Here is a 15,530-nt window from a genome sequence, read left to right as displayed (position 1 = left end):
GACCATAGCAAGTTGGTCCCACCCCTTCCCATCCCGAACAGGACCGTGAAACAACTTTGCGCCGATGATAGTGCTGCAACCAGTGTGAAAGTAGGTTATCGTCAGGCTTGTTATTCGTAGTAGAGAAAAACCTCGCCAGCAATGGTGGGGTTTTTTTTCGTCTGGCGCCTTCTCTGGCCAGACGGACAGGCGTAAAAAAAGCAGCGCCATGCGCTGCCATTGTTGTCTAACGTCGCTTAACTTCCCCGATAAGTCGAATACGACCACGGCGATACCACCAGCGGTACGTGGTAGTTCTCATCCGTATGCGCAATACCGAAGGCCAGGGTGACCAGGTCGATGAAGCGTGGTGTAGGCAAGTCGAGGCCTTGGGCGGCGAAGTAATCGCCTGCATTGAACACCAGCTCATACTGGCCCGCCTTCATGTTATCGCCTTCTAGCAAGGGCGTGCTGCAACGGCCGTCGCTATTGGTCATATCCATCTTCAATAACACTTTGCCTTCCGGCGCGACTGAAAACAGGGCCACCTTGACGCCGGCTCCCGGCCTGCCGTGGGCGATATCGAGTACATGCGTGCTGAGTTTTCCCATTTGCTATCCTGTATATAGGGTGAGTGAATGTGCTTATCGTGCAAATCATATACCGGTGACTGCGCCGGGCTATATGATTGGGCATATAGCCAACATTGTCCTCCTATAGGCGCGCCTCCGCATGAACAATTACGAACATTATCCACGCGACTTGATCGGCTATGGCCGCACGCCACCCCATCCGCAATGGCCGGGCAAGGCCCGCATCGCCCTGCAATTCGTCCTCAATTACGAGGAAGGGGCGGAAAACAACGTGTTGCATGGTGATCTCGCTTCGGAAACATTTTTATCGGAAATGATCGGAGCTGCCGCTTTCCCTGCGCGCCACCTAAGCATGGAGTCGATTTATGAGTACGGTTCGCGCGCCGGGCTGTGGCGCTTGCTGCGCATGTTCGAGGAGCGGCACCTGCCGCTGACCGTGTTTGGCGTATCGATGGCCTTGAAACGCAATCCGGAAGCGGTAGCCGCCTTCCAGCAACTGGGGCATGAAATCGCCTGTCATGGCTTGCGCTGGATTTCCTATCAAAACATGGATGAAGCGACGGAACGTGAACATATGCGCGAAGCTGTGCAGATCATCCGCGAATTGACGGGTTCCGCCCCGCAAGGCTGGTATACGGGGCGCGATTCGCCCAATACGCGCAAACTGGTGGTCGAACATGGCGGTTTTCGCTACGACGCCGATTATTACGGCGATGACTTGCCATTCTGGGACAAGGTGGCGTACACGGATGCCGCCGGCATGCCGGCCGTGCAGCCGCAGCTGATCGTGCCCTACACCCTGGACACGAACGACATGCGCTTTGCCGCCATGCAAGGCTTTAATTCGGGCACGCAGTTTTTTGATTATCTGAAGGATGCCTTCGATGTGCTGTACGCAGAAGGCGATCCGAACGGCTTGAATCAGCCAAAGATGCTGTCTGTGGGCTTGCATTGCCGCCTGGTGGGGCGTCCGGGGCGGGCTGCGGCATTGGCGCGCTTCCTCGACTATGTGCAGGGCCATGAGCAGGTGTGGATCACGCGCCGCATCGATATCGCCGAACATTGGCATGCGACGCATCCCTGCACTACCTGATGGTATTGATATTGAATGATAAGTAAAATCAGTCTTTGCATATAGTTGTCCCATATGCCGGTGTTAATCTCCTATACTGGGACTATACCGAGGCCAGCATGTCAGAACCGATCCGCTTTTATTACCGTGGTGCCGTACAGGAAGTACGCAACGCCGCCCCTACGCAGACTGTGTTGCAGCACCTGCGCGAGGATTTGCATTGCACGGGCACCAAGGAGGGCTGCGCCGAGGGCGACTGCGGCGCCTGCACGGTGGTCATCGGCAGCCTGGTTGACGGCCAGGTCGAGATGAAAGCCGTCAACGCCTGCATCCAGCTCACACCCACGCTCGATGGCAAGGCCCTGTTTTCCGTGGAAGACTTGCAACAGCCCAACGGCGCCCTGCACCCGGTGCAGCAGGCGATGGTCGAATGCCACGGTTCCCAGTGCGGTTTTTGCACACCAGGTTTCGTGATGTCGCTGTGGGGCATGTATCTGCAGAAAAACGGAGCTACGCCCACGCGCTGCGAAATCGATGACACCCTGTCTGGCAATCTGTGCCGCTGCACGGGCTACCGGCCCATTATCGATGCTGCCAGGCGCATGGGCGAGTTGCCACATGTCGATTTTGACCGCGATGCCCTGACACAACAATTGCAAACGCTGCAGCGCGGCAGCGTTAGTACCTATGAACACGGTGGCCAGTACTTCCACGCGCCACGCAGCATCGATGAACTGGTGGCGCTGCGCGCGGAAAAGCCACTGGCCTGCTTGCTGGCCGGCTCCACCGACGTGGGCTTGTGGGTGACCAAGCAACTGCGCGACTTGGGCGACATCATTTATCTGGGCAACGTGGCAGCGCTGAAAACCATCGCCGTGGACGAAGGCAAGTTGCACATCGGCGCCGGTGCCAGCCTCAATGATGCTTATGCGGCGCTGTGCGGGTACTATCCGCAAGAGTTGTCGGAATTGTGGCAGCGCTTTGCTTCCTTGCCGATCCGCAACGCGGGTACCCTGGGCGGCAATGTGGCGAATGGTTCGCCCATCGGCGACTCGATGCCGTGGCTGATTGCGCTGGGCAGTGAGGTCGTGCTGCGCGGCTCCGCCGGCCAGCGCAGCATGCCGCTGGAAAACTTCTATCAAGGTTACCAAAAGAAAGATCTGCAACCCGGCGAATTTGTCGAAGCCGTGCGAGTCCCCTTGCCGCGTGCCGACGTGCAATTCCGCACATATAAACTGGCGAAGCGCTTCGACCAGGATATCTCGGCCGTGTGCGCCGCATTTGCCTTCCAGTTCGACGGCGAGCGCATCATCGATGCACGCATCGCCTTTGGCGGCATGGCGGCCACGCCGCAACGGGCCGCGCAAACGGAAGCATTTTTGCTGGGGCAGGCGTGGACGGAAGACAATCTCGTCATCGCCATGCGCCTGCTGGCCGACGATTACGCACCGCTGTCTGACATGCGCGCCTCGCATACCTATCGCATGACGACGGCGCAAAACCTGTTGCGCCGCTTCTGGCTGGAAACACGCCCCGGTGCGCCGCTGCTGCGCACTGCCGTCAACGCCTACGCTTGCCGCGCCTGAAAGGACCCGTATGAACCATCCTGCCACGCCCGAACTGCAAGCGGCTGCCTGGAGCGCCGTGGGCAAGCCCAGTCCCCATGAATCGGCGCAATTGCATGTGCTGGGGCAAGCCACCTACACGGACGATATCGCCGAATTGCAGGGTACCTTGCACGCGGCGCTGGGCCTGTCGCAAAAGCCGCACGCGCGCATCACGGCCATGGATTTGTCCGCCGTGCGTGGTGCGCAAGGGGTTGTCGCCGTCTACACGGCGCACGACATTCCCGGCACCAATGATTGCGGTCCCATTATCCACGATGATCCCATCCTGGCCTGTGATCTGGTGCAATACGTGGGCCAGCCCATCTTCATCGTGGTGGCCGATACGCACGACCATGCGCGCCGCGCCGCCCGCCTGGCGCAAGTCACCTATGACGAGCTGCCGGCGATCATGACGCCGCAGGCGGCCAAGGCCGCGCAATCGTATGTGCTGCCGCCGATGCAATTGACGCGTGGTAATTACCAGGCTGCCTTCGAGAAGGCACCGCATGTGCTCAAGGGCCAGCTGTATGTGGGCGGCCAGGAACAGTTCTACCTGGAAGGGCAGATTTCCTACGCCATCCCGAAGGAAGCGCAAGGCATGCTGGTGCTGTGTTCGACGCAGCATCCGAGCGAGATGCAACACGTGGTGGCGCATGCGCTGGGCGTGCATTCGCATAACATCACCGTCGAATGCCGGCGCATGGGCGGCGGCTTCGGTGGCAAGGAATCGCAGTCGGCCCTGTGGGCGGCAGCGGCATCGATTGCGGCAGCCAAACTGAAGCGTCCCGTGAAACTGCGCGCCGACCGCGACGACGACATGCTGGTGACGGGCAAGCGCCACTGTTTTTACTATGAATATGAAGTGGGCTACGACGACGAGGGCAAGATTCTTGCCGCCAAGGTCGACATGACCACGCGCGCGGGCTATTCGGCCGATCTGTCCGGTCCCGTCGCCACGCGCGCCGTCTGCCACTTCGACAACACCTATTATTTGTCCGACGTGGATATCCGCGCCGCCTGCGGCAAGACGAATACGCAGTCGAACACGGCTTTCCGGGGCTTCGGCGGACCGCAGGGCGCCATTGCCATCGAGTACGTGATCGATGAAATCGCCCGCCACTTGCAACGCGATGCGCTCGATATCCGCCTGCTCAATTTCTATGGCCGCAATGATGGGGAAGGGCGCAATGTCACGCCGTACGGGCAAAAAATCGTCGACAACGTGATCCATGAACTCGTTGCCGAACTGGAAGACAGCAGCGATTACCGCGCCCGCCGCCGCGCCATCGATGCCTTTAACGAGGCCAGCCCGATCCTGAAGAAGGGCCTGGCATTCACGCCGCTGAAATTCGGCATCGCCTTCAACGTCACGCATCTGAACCAGGCCGGTGCGCTGGTCCATGTGTACGTGGATGGCTCCGTGCTGGTCAACCATGGCGGCACGGAAATGGGGCAGGGCATCAATACCAAGGTCATGCAGGTGGTGGCGCACGAACTGGGCCTGGACCTCGAATGTGTGCGGGCCACGGCCACCGACACCAGCAAGGTGGCGAACACGTCGGCTACGGCAGCGTCCACCGGCGCCGACCTGAACGGCAAGGCGGCGCAGGATGCGGCGCGCCAGATCCGTGAACGCCTGGCTGATTACGCGGTCAAACTGTACGGTGGCGAGGCTGCTTGCGTGCGCTTCTTCGATAACCATATCCACGTCAACGGCCATGTCGTGGCGTTTGCCGAACTGGTGCAGAAGGCTTATCTGGCCCGCGTACAGCTGTGGTCGGACGGTTTTTATGCCACACCCGGCCTGTCGTGGGATGCGAAGACGATGACGGGCCATCCGTTTTCCTACTATGCGTATGGCGCGGCCGTGGCCGAAGTGGTGGTCGATACTCTGACGGGCGAATGGAAACTGTTGCGTGCCGACGCCTTGTACGACGCGGGCCAGTCGCTCAATCCCGCGATTGATTTGGGTCAAGTGGAAGGCGCATTTATTCAGGGCATGGGCTGGCTGACGACGGAGCAGCTGTGGTGGAATGCGGCGGGCAAGTTGATGACGCACGCGCCATCGACGTACAAAATTCCCGGTATTTCCGATTGCCCGGAAGATTTTCGCGTCAAGCTGTTCCAGAACAGCAATGTGGAAGACAGCATTCACCGTTCCAAAGCCGTGGGCGAGCCACCGCTGCTGTTGCCGTTTTCCGTGTTCTTTGCCATCCGTGATGCCATTTCCAGCGTGGGAAATCACGCCGTGCAGCCGCCGCTGAATGCACCCGCCACCAGCGAGGAAATCCTCAAGGCGGTCATGGCCGTGCAAGCGCTTTGCGCTAACCCATAGGAGCTAAGGATGAGCGACTGGCTGACAGCAATGGAGAACGACACGCAGGCATCCGTGCTGGTGACGGTCGCCCTGGTGGAAGGGTCGGGGCCGCGAGAGGCGGGGGCGAAGATGCGCGTCACCCTCAATGGCCAGGTCGACACCATCGGTGGCGGCCACCTGGAATTGCGCGCTGTGGAAATTGCCAAGACCATGCTGGCCACTGCAGACACGCATGCGCGGCTCGAGCGTTTCGCGCTGGGGCCCAGCCTGGGACAATGTTGCGGTGGCGTCGTTCACCTGGCGTTCGAGTATGTCGATGCCAGCCTGAAAGAATTACTGACCGCCTTGCGCGAGCGCCGCCAGCAGGATAGTTGGCGCTTGACGGCGCTCGATGGTGACGTCGCCTCGGCCCTGTTCGATGCGGCGGGCATGTTGATCGCCGGCATGCCCGCCCAGGCGCCCGATACGTTTTCACGCGAGCGCGCAACCCATGTGGCGCAGGACGGCCAGGGGCGGCGCTGGCTGGTCGACCCCTGCCTGGCGCCGCGCGCGCACCTGACCTTGTTTGGCGCCGGTCACGTGGGCGCCGCCATCGTGCGCGCGCTGGCCCACTTGCCCTGCAATATCACTTGGGTCGATGAACGCGAAGACATGTTTCCAGCGCAACTGCCAGATAACGTGCGCATCGCTGCCACCGATACACCCGAAGAATTTGTCGCCATCGCGCCGCCGGGCGGCAGTTTTCTCGTCATGACGCACAGTCATGCGCTGGATCAACGCTTGACGGAAGCCATCATGGCACGCGACGATGCAGGCTGGTTCGGCTTGATCGGTTCGCACACGAAACGCAAGCAATTCGAGCACCGCCTGCAGGCGCGCGGCGTGTCCGAGGCGCGGATCGCCGCCATGGTCTGTCCGATCGGCATGCCCGGCATCCGCAACAAGGCGCCGGCCGTGATCGCCGCCTCCGTTGCCTGTCAATTACTCATGGTGTGGGAGGAAGCCGCTGGCGCTGCCCTGGCCGCACCGCTGCGGCTGGTACCTGCCAGCGCGCCATCGCGCCGCAATAAACGCGCCGCCATACACCCGTTATAGAAAGAAGTCATGTTGATTGTACCTGCCACATTGCAAGCTTACCGTGCCAGCTTGCTGCACTTTTACGCCGACCCCGCCTTCAGCAAGGAGGCGCACGCCTGGCATGCGGACGGCTTGCTGATCGTGGCCGATGGCAAGGTTGTGGCAGCCGGCGATTATGCGCAACTACAAACGACTTTGCCGCCTGGCACGCATATTGTCGATTACCGGGGCAAGCTGATCGTGCCGGGTTTCATCGATACCCATCTGCATTTTCCGCAGACGGAAATGATCGCCTCGCCAGCGCCTGGTTTGCTGCCGTGGCTGGAAACGTACACGTTTCCCACCGAGCGCGCGTTTGAAGACCCTGTCCACGCGCGCAATGTCGCCGAGTTTTTCCTCGATGAACTGCTGCGCTGCGGCACCACCACGGCCATGGTGTATGGCAGCGTGCATCCGCAATCGGTCGATGCCTTCTTTGGCGCCAGCGAGGCGCGCGGCTTGCGCATGGTGGCGGGCAAGGTCATGATGGACCGCAATTGTCCCGAGTTCCTGCGCGACACGGCCGAGTCCGGTGCCCGCGAAAGCGAGGAGTTGATCCGGCGCTGGCACAAGCACGGCCGTTCGCTGTATGCGATCACGCCACGCTTCGTGCCCACCTCGACGAATGAACAGATGCATCTGGCGGGCGAACTGGCGCGCGCCTATCCGGATACGTATCTGCAAACCCACGTGTCGGAAAACGAAGACGAGTGCCGCTGGGTGCGCGAACTGCATCCGCAGGCGCGCAGCTACCTCGATGTGTATGACCAGTACGGCATGCTGCGCCCGCGCGCCATGTTCGGCCATTGCATCTGGCTCGATGAGCGCGACCGCGCGCGCATGGCGGAAACGTCCTCGGCGGCCGCCATTTGTCCTACATCAAACCTGTTCCTCGGTAGCGGCCTGTTCGATTTCGAGCGGGCCGATGCGGCGCGCGTGCTGCTGTCGCTGGCCACCGACGTGGGCGGCGGCACCTCGTTCTCAATGTTGCAAACCATGAACGAAGCCTATAAAGTAGCACGCTTGAAAGGCAGCTATCTGCCCGCTTTGCGCATGTTTTACCTGGCGACCCTGGGCGCCGCGCGCGCCATGCAACTGGAAGGCACGCTGGGCAATTTCACGGCTGGCACGGAAGCGGATTTCATCGTGCTCGACAAGCAATCGACGCCGCTGCTGGAGCGTCGCACGGCCGGTTGTCAAAGCCTGGAGGAATTGCTGTTTGCCTTTGCGCTGCTGGGCGACGACCGCGCCGTGGCTGCCACCTATTCAGGCGGGCAATGCGTGCATGTGCGGGGGCAGGGCTGACCTACCCGTTGTTCAATAGAATTACCCTGAGCGAGAACGCGAATGCACAAGAAACTCACTGGCCTGGCGCTTGGCGCCGCGCTGGCATTGACCGGAACGGCGCAAGCCGCCGCGTCTTCCAATGAAGCGGCCACCGCGCGCCATTTTGCCGCCCTGCTTGCCGGTGCGCAGCCGAAGACAGCCGAGTTGAGCCTGTTCTTTTCCATGATGCCCAAGGGCGGCGATTTGCATCACCATTACTCGGGCGCCATTTACGCCGAGCAATTCCTCGGCTGGGTCGACAAGGAAAACTATTGCGTTAACAAGACGACCTACCGTATCGAAAGCAACAAGGACGTCGTGGCGGCCGAGCGCGCCAAGCCGGCCGCGCAGCGTGGATGCCTGTCGTCCACGGAAGTATTTGCCGATGCTGGCCTGTATGCGGAATTGCTGCAGCGCTGGTCGACCAAGGATTTCTATAACCACGGCGCCATCCAGACACCACCGGACCGTACCTTCTTTGATACATTTGGCTACTTCGGCCCCGTGGCGTCGAGCAACACGGCGGACGGCCTGAAAACCCTGAAGCAGCGCGCCATCGCGGAAAACCTCAGCTACATCGAGACGATTTTCGAGCTGTCGCCATTCGTGCAGAACGTGCAGTTCGACCAGCAGGTGCTGGCGCCAGGCTTGCAGCCGGCGGCGTTGCAAGCCGTGCTGGCCAACTGGACGCAGAGCCTGGAGCAGGACGCCAGCTTCCAGAAAAGCATCACTGCCTATAACGACAACGTGAACGCCAGCAGCACCGGTATCGATGACGCCAATTTCACCATGCGCTACCAGGCGTATGTGCTGCGTTTCCTGTCCCCATCGCAAGTGTTCTCGTCCATGGTGGCCGCGTTCAATGCAGCCAGCCTGAATCCGCTGCTGGTGGGCGTGAACATCGTGGGCCAGGAAAGCGTGAATGTGTCCATGCGCGATTACAGCCTGCACATGGAAATGTTCAAGTTCCTCAAGGCAAAATATCCGAACGTTAAGATCGCCCTGCACGCCGGCGAGCTGGCGCTGGGCATGGTACCGCCGGAAGGCATGGCTTTCCATATTGCAGAAGCCGTCGACGTGGCCGCTGCCGACCGAATCGGCCATGGCATGGATATCGCGTACGAACACAATGCGCTGGCGATCATGCAAAAGATGCGCGAACGCAGTATTCCCGTGGAAGTGAACTTGACCAGCAACGATTACATTCTCGGTATCAAGGGGCAGGCCCATCCTATCACCCTGTACCGCAAGTACGGCGTGCCCTTCGTCATCTCTACCGATGACGCGGGCGTCTCGCGCAATACCCTGTCGAATGAATACGTGCTGTTTGCCAGCCAGTACAAGACCGATTATGCGGAAATCAAAAAGCTGTCGTATAACAGCCTGCGCTATTCCTTCCTGGCGCAAGCGGACAAGCAACGTTTGCTGAAAGCGCTCGATGCCCGCTTTACCCGTTTTGAAGCGCAAATTGCCGCCGCCGACAAGGCAGGCAAGAGCAAAAAACCGTAAGTTGCGCGACGTTCACAACTGATACTATCAAGGCGGCCGGATCTTCCGGCCGTTTTTCATTTCCTCTCCCAGATCCATGAGCTGTTATTTTGTTAACTTTGTGGCGGCCATGCGACACAATTAACGACAGATACACGACTTTATCCAATTTCATGGATGAATCAATTTCAAGTACATATTGCTCATTTATAATCTCGCGCCATAAGCCCGGACGCTGTCAGCACCATATCAATCCAGCTAGTTACTCCATGCTATTTATACTTAAAATATATAAATATGTAAAAAAAAACGTATTTGTCATCCATTTTTTGATGATGCATAGTGAGATGGATGTGATATTAAAAAGTCACAATTCATATGGGCGATATCGTATGAAGATGGGTATTTGCAGTAAATAAAGGTGAGATGCAGTGTGAAACAAACAGTCGCGCAGCTAAATGACGACATTCCACTGCATTTTATCGCCGTGTCACAGTCTTGAAATATTTAACAATTACACTCGCGGCTTGCCATGTTAGCCGGGTAGGCATGTCGGGTGAATGACACAGGTGCTAGCGCCCTGGGTCGTACGGATCGGTCGCTATTTTTTCCGCCGTTATTGTTTGAATAGGAATAGCGGTGATGTGTGGAGCGGCGTTTTGTGATGGTCTTGTCAAGACCGCAGCCAGTCCAGCCGGCGTAACAGTTGCAGCATCGTAAAGAGGAAATGTTGTGTTTGTGTTGCTGTGCGGCGCAGCCGGACGGTGGGGCAATCCAGGATTTTCAAAAAATAATAGTCTTTTCTGGGGTTAAAGATGATCAATCACAAGCGACTTCGGCTAACGCAAATCGCGTTCAGCCTGTCTATTGCACTGGCGGCGGCACCATCGTTCGCACAGAACACTACGTCTTCCATTAGCGGCCGTATCTCGGCCACTGACGGCAAGCCGGCAGCTGGCGCCACTGTTACCATCGTGCACACCGAATCGGGTTCCGTCAGCAATGTGACGACCGACGTGGAAGGCCGCTACGTTGCCCGCGGCCTGCGCGCTGGCGGTCCATACACCATCACTATCACCAAGAATGGTGAAGTTGAAAAACGCGACGGCGTGTACGTCCTACTGGCTGAAACTGCCAACGTGGACGCCACACTGGGTGCGCCAATGCAAACCGTGAACGTAACGGGTTCCGGCGCCCGTGCACAGATATTTAACCGTACTAACATGGGTGCTGGTACCAATCTCGGTCCGACGGAACTGGCTACTCTGGCGTCAGTTTCGCGCAGCTTGCAAGATTACGCGCGTATCGACCCACGTATTTCGCAAACAGACAAAGGTCGTAGCGAAATCTCTATGGGTGGTCAGAACTCCCGCTACAACTCGATGACGATTGACGGCGTGGCAGTGAACGACACCTTCGGTCTGGAAGCTTCCGGTACCGCCACTGGCAAGCAGCCTATCTCGATCGAAGCGATCCAGTCAGTGCAAGTGAACGTTGCTAACTATGACGTAACGCAAAAAGGCTATACGGGCGCCAACATCAATGCCGTCACCAAATCGGGCACGAATACGGTCAAGGGCAGTGCGTATTACGCGTTCCGCAATGACAAGATGTCCGGCGACCGCTACAACGATACCGCCAATACCTACTACGCCCCGTCACCTTCGAAAGATACTACCAAGGGTGTCACGCTGGGCGGACCACTGATCAAGGACACACTGTTCTTGTTCGCAAACTATGAGGAAACGTCGAGCTCGCGCAGTACCCCGACGTTTGGTCCAATTGGCAGTGCATTGACGAACGTTGCCATTTCGCAGGCTGCGATCGACGGTATTGCCGCTATTGCCAAAGATAAATATAACCTGGATATTGGTACATCGGCTATCCCTGCTGGCACCAAGTTCACGTCCAAGGACAAGCTGCTCAAGCTTGACTGGAACGTGACGGACAGCCAGCGCCTGATGTTGCGCTATGCGAAGACTGAACAGGCTGAGCCATTCTTCACCGGCTTTTCTTCTACAGGTCTTTCCCTGAGCTCTTACTGGTATAACCAGAAGAAAAATCTGGAAACTGTTGTTGCACAATGGACTGCAGAGTGGACGCCAACGTTTTCGACGGAGCTGAAGTTATCGACGCGTAAGTATGACAGTGTCCCGGAGACCAGCTCCAAAATGCCATCGATTGGCTTCCGCTTCTTCGGCGCCTTGCCGGATGGCGCATCGTCGACCCTCGCAACTGGCAGTCGCTACCTCAATTTCGGTACCGAAGCCAGCCGTCAAATGAACGTGTTGCGCACGGACACGAAAGATCTCTACGCAGGCGCCAACTGGAGCCTGGGCGATCACGATATCAAATTCGGTACGGATTACAGCGAAAACAAGATTTACAATGCATTCCTGCAAAACGTCAACGGCACTTACACCTTCGCTTGCCTGGACAAGATTTCCTATACGTTTGATACAACGGGCAATTTTACCTGCAGTGGTAAAACCGCTGCCGTGATCCAGGCCGCGACACTGGAAAACTTCAGCCGTGGACGTCCAGATGTCTATAATTTGCAAGCGCCAATCGATGGCAAATCTTTGGATGATGCCGTTGCTCGCTTTACGCTGAAAAACATCGGCTTGTTTGTCCAGGATACCTGGAACGTGAACAAGCAATTGACCGTTAGCGCCGGTTTGCGTATCGATGGTACCCGCGTCGGTGACTCGCCACTGAAAAACGAGGCGGCAGCATTGCCGGTCGGTCCACTGGTCAAAGGTCGCCAAACGGGTGGTTTTGGTGTTGATAATACGCATACTGTTGACGGTCAAAACTTGTATCAGCCACGCGTGGGCTTCAACTACAAGATGGATACTGCCCGTCCGACGCAGATCCGCGGTGGCGCAGGCTTGTTCCAGGGTGCGGCACTGGCCGTATGGCTGGGTAATCCATACCAAAACACCGGCGTGGTCATGCGTAACATCAGCTGCACGTTCACGGCACGTACTTGCCCAACCAATGGTGCCTTCTTCAGCCCGGATCCGACAAATCAACCAACGGGTGTGATCAGCAACATTCCTGCAGCCAAAGTCGACGTGTTGAGCACCGACCTGGCACAGCCTTCGGTCTGGAAGAGCAATCTTGCGATTGAGCATGAATTGCCATGGTTTGGTCTGGTGATCGGCGCGGAATACCTGCGTACGAAGACCAAGGACGCGATTTACTACAAAGAGCTGAATCTGGGACCTGCGACGGCAACCGGTACCGATGGTCGTCCTCTGTACTACTCGGCTAATGGTTACCTGCAAAAATGCTGGAACGAAAATGGTTCGACGGGGGGCGCACCTTGTGCATTCACGGCTAAGGGCGCAAATAATCTAGCCTTTGCACAGGTATTGCAGGCAACCAAGACTAAGGAAGGTCAAGGCAATATGCTGACCTTGAGCTTGCGCAGTCCGATGCGTAATGGCCTGTCGTGGGGCAGTTCGTACACCTACACTGACGCCACCGAAGTGTCGCCACTGACCTCATCGACTTCCAGTTCGAACTTCGCCAGTCGCGCTTCGTTCGATCCGAACGAGAACGTTGCTTCGAATTCGAACTACCTGGTCAAGGACCGTTTCACGGCTCACGTTAGCTGGCAAAAGCGTTTCTTCAGCGAATACAAGACCAGCTTCGGTGTGTTCTATGAAGGCCGTAGCGGTAAGCCATACAGCTGGACCATCAAGAATGACTTGAACGGTGACGGCTTGGCTGGCAACGATTTGATGTACATTCCAAAAGCACCTGGTTCGGGTGAAGTGGCTTTCTACGGCGCCACCGCAGAAGCCCGTGCAGCCAACGAAGCAGCGTTCTGGAAGATCGTGAACGCCAATGGCGACCTGCGTAAAGCAGCCGGTGGTGTCGTTGGCCGTAATCAGAGCTTTGCTCCGTGGACCAATAACATCGATATGCGTATCAGCCAGGAATTGCCAGGCTTGTTCAAAGGTAATCGTGGTTTGCTGACCTTGGACTTCATGAACGTTGGTAATATGATCAACCGTAAATGGGGCCATATCACCGAAGTACCGTTCCAGACCAACGGCGGCCTCGTGCGCAACTTCGTTGACTATGCTGGGTTGGATGAGAAGGGTCGTTACATCTATAACACCCGCGATGTGTCGAGCCTTGAAACTCGTCAAACCAAAGGCGAATCGCAATGGGCAATTCAAGCCACGGTTAAGTACGAGTTCTAATCTCGTAGTTGCCTCGTAGCTTGGCAAGTTAAAAACGGTTGGTGGCGACACCAGCCGTTTTTTTTATCGACCGGATGGTTTACTCTTCCCTTTTTAAATATCGATTCCATGGCTCACTTCTTACGCACTCCGGTCGCTGCCGCGGCCCTGATCCTAGCCCTGTCCGCCTGCAGCAACCTGGCGCCTGCGCCGAGCGGTGCGATTGAGGTGAACCTGGTCGCCCTGAACGACTTCCACGGCAACCTTGACCGCAGCAAATTTACCTACGCGAGCGTCGCCGATGCCGAGCGCAAGACGGTGCAGGCTGGCGGCATCGATACCTTGTCCGGCGCCCTGACGGCGTGGCGCCGCGAAGACGCGCAGCTGATTTTTGTCGGCAATGGCGATTTGGTCGGTGCCAGCCCCGCCATGTCGGCGCTGTGGGCGGACGAACCGAGCATCGTCGCCATGAATATGCTGGGCATGAAGGCCAGTTCCGTTGGCAACCATGAATTTGACCAGGGCAAGGTGGAATTGCTGCGCCAGCAGCGCGGCGGTTGCGAGTCCGCGCGCGCCGACAAGGCATGCAAGTTCACGCCCGACTTCAAGGGCGCCAGCTATACCTATCTGGCCGCCAACGTGATCGACACGCAAACGGGCAAGTCTCTGCTGCCGGCCTACCGTATCGAAGAGGCGCATGGCGTCAAGGTGGGCCTGATCGGCGCCGTGCTGAAAGATACCCCATCCGTGGTGACGGCCGCCGGCATTACCGGCCTGCAGTTCGGCGATGAAGCCGACGCCATCAACGCCACCTTGCCGCAGCTGCGCGCGCAGGGTGTGGGCGTATTCGTGGTGCTGCTGCACCAGGGCGGCGAGACGAAGGACGCCGTCGACCAGCCCGATTGCAGCCACTTGAAGGGCGAAGTGGTCGACGTGGTGAAACGCCTCGACCCGGCCATCCAGCTGGTCATCAGCGGCCATTCGCACCAGGGTTATCTGTGCCGCGTCGATGGCCGGCTTGTGACGCAGGCACAGATGGGCGGACACATGTTGACGCGCATCAAGCTCAAGGTCGATCCCGTCAAGAATGCGCTGATCGATGCCAGCGCGCAAAACGTCGTCATGCTGCCGGGCATATATGAGCCGGACCCGGCCGTGGCAGCCTATCTGGAATCCGTGAAGCAGCGCAGTGCGGCGGAATTGTCGCGTCCCGTGGCCGCCATCGCCGTGCCCACCGTGGGCCGCAGCACCAAGGGCAGCGGCGCTTCCCCGCTGGGTGACTTGGTGGCCGACAGCACCCTGTTCGGCGCGCGCGCTGCCGGTGCACAAATCGGCCTGATGAACAATGGCGGCATCCGCAAGGACCTGGAAGCGGGCGCCGACCTGATGACGAATGTGGGTCAGAATCAGGCAGTTGTCCCGTTCGGCAATACCCTGATCGTCGTCAGTCTTTCTGGTGCGCAAATCCGTACCTTGCTCGAACAGCAATGGCCGGGTGCCGAAGCGGAGGAGAACAATTTGCTGCAGGTATCGGAAGGCTTCAGCTACCGCTGGGACAGCACGCAGCCTCATGGCCAGCGTGTGCTGCCGGGCAGCATCATGCTGAATGGCATTCCTCTTGAAGACAATCAACAATACAGAGTCGCTGCCAATAGTTTCCTGGCCGGCGGCGGCGACCGCTTCACCGTGCTGGCGGCCGGCACGCGCAGGCTCGACACGGGCGTGCGCGACATCGACGCTTTCAGCGATTACCTGATCGCCCGTGCACGCGCCGGCAAGCCCGCTGGCAGCGCCACGGCGGCCGGGCGCATCGTGCGCGTCAAATAATTTACAAGG

The 15,530-nt window shown here is 58.3% G+C and carries 9 protein-coding genes and 1 rRNA gene; 9 read left to right on the top strand and 1 reads right to left on the bottom strand.

What is annotated here, in order from left to right; all coding sequences use genetic code 11:
- Window positions 1-107: ribosomal RNA gene (gene rrf / locus ACQ4W0_RS05405) — 5S ribosomal RNA — on the top strand; the annotation flags it as partial.
- Between the two features lie 129 nt (window positions 108-236).
- Here the strand turns inward: rrf and uraH are convergent.
- The gene (gene uraH, locus ACQ4W0_RS05400; RefSeq protein WP_436575827.1) at window positions 237-590 is read right to left on the bottom strand and encodes a hydroxyisourate hydrolase; all 354 of its coding nucleotides are present in this window, start codon (window positions 588-590) and stop codon (window positions 237-239) included.
- A 121-nt stretch (window positions 591-711) separates the two neighbouring features.
- Between uraH and puuE the strand changes: the two genes are divergently transcribed.
- From puuE to ACQ4W0_RS05360, 8 genes are all read left to right on the top strand, one after another.
- Window positions 712-1,665, top strand: a complete 954-nt coding sequence (gene puuE / locus ACQ4W0_RS05395) for an allantoinase PuuE (RefSeq protein WP_436575826.1) — start codon at window positions 712-714, stop codon at window positions 1,663-1,665.
- A gap of 98 nt (window positions 1,666-1,763) precedes the next feature.
- Window positions 1,764-3,230: a xanthine dehydrogenase small subunit gene (xdhA, locus tag ACQ4W0_RS05390; protein WP_436575825.1), complete on the top strand. Its 1,467-nt coding sequence runs from the start codon at window positions 1,764-1,766 to the stop codon at window positions 3,228-3,230.
- 10 nt (window positions 3,231-3,240) lie between these two features.
- Window positions 3,241-5,586, top strand: coding sequence for a xanthine dehydrogenase molybdopterin binding subunit (gene xdhB / locus ACQ4W0_RS05385; RefSeq protein WP_436575824.1), 2,346 nt, complete (start codon window positions 3,241-3,243; stop codon window positions 5,584-5,586).
- Window positions 5,587-5,595: 9 nt separating this feature from the next.
- On the top strand, window positions 5,596-6,663 hold the full coding sequence (xdhC, locus tag ACQ4W0_RS05380) for a xanthine dehydrogenase accessory protein XdhC (RefSeq protein WP_436575823.1): 1,068 nt from the start codon (window positions 5,596-5,598) through the stop codon (window positions 6,661-6,663).
- 9 nt (window positions 6,664-6,672) lie between these two features.
- Window positions 6,673-7,989: a guanine deaminase gene (guaD, locus tag ACQ4W0_RS05375; protein WP_436575822.1), complete on the top strand. Its 1,317-nt coding sequence runs from the start codon at window positions 6,673-6,675 to the stop codon at window positions 7,987-7,989.
- A gap of 42 nt (window positions 7,990-8,031) precedes the next feature.
- A complete protein-coding gene (locus ACQ4W0_RS05370; RefSeq protein ID WP_436575821.1) occupies window positions 8,032-9,519 on the top strand; it encodes an adenosine deaminase in 1,488 nt (495 codons plus the stop codon).
- A gap of 794 nt (window positions 9,520-10,313) precedes the next feature.
- The gene (locus ACQ4W0_RS05365; RefSeq protein WP_436575820.1) at window positions 10,314-13,715 is read left to right on the top strand and encodes a TonB-dependent receptor; all 3,402 of its coding nucleotides are present in this window, start codon (window positions 10,314-10,316) and stop codon (window positions 13,713-13,715) included.
- Window positions 13,716-13,823: 108 nt separating this feature from the next.
- The gene (locus ACQ4W0_RS05360; RefSeq protein WP_436575819.1) at window positions 13,824-15,521 is read left to right on the top strand and encodes a bifunctional metallophosphatase/5'-nucleotidase; all 1,698 of its coding nucleotides are present in this window, start codon (window positions 13,824-13,826) and stop codon (window positions 15,519-15,521) included.
- Window positions 15,522-15,530: the final 9 nt, after the last annotated feature.

Origin of the sequence: Janthinobacterium breve (genome assembly GCF_051380895.1) — a bacterium.
Taxonomy (GTDB): Bacteria; Pseudomonadota; Gammaproteobacteria; order Burkholderiales; family Burkholderiaceae_D; genus Janthinobacterium.
This window is presented reverse-complemented; position numbering and strand designations above follow the sequence as displayed.